The organism is Adlercreutzia sp. DFI.6.23 (assembly GCF_024462535.1).
Lineage (GTDB): Bacteria > Actinomycetota > Coriobacteriia > Coriobacteriales > Eggerthellaceae > Adlercreutzia > Adlercreutzia rubneri.
On the sequence record NZ_JANGBP010000355.1, the window covers coordinates 1 to 316 of the forward strand.

General features: G+C 66.1%; 1 pseudogene. It reads right to left on the reverse strand.

The annotated features are described in order from the left end of the window. Positions 1 to 316 (reverse strand): annotated as a pseudogene (locus tag NE591_RS13705) (YhgE/Pip domain-containing protein); the annotation flags it as partial.

A 316-nucleotide genomic window follows, 5' to 3' on the forward strand; every position in this document is an offset into this window, starting at 1 on the left:
CCGTGGCGCCGGGGATCTGGGCGAACACGAGAACGACGCAGATGCCCTTGCCGATATGCTGCAGCGTGACGGAGAAGGCGTAGATGATGGAGAGGTAGGCAAGCGACGCCAGCGCCGCGGCGAATATGAGCGCCGGCGCCGAGACGGTTTGCACGCCGAGCGCGAGCACCCCGACACAGCAGATGACCGCCTGCATCACGGCGATGGCCGCAAGGAACAAATACCGACCCCAGTAGCGCTGGGCCAACGTCAGGCCGGGGATGCCCTTGCCGTCCGCCTCCTGGCGCATGATGACGAGCAGCATGAAGGCGCCGAT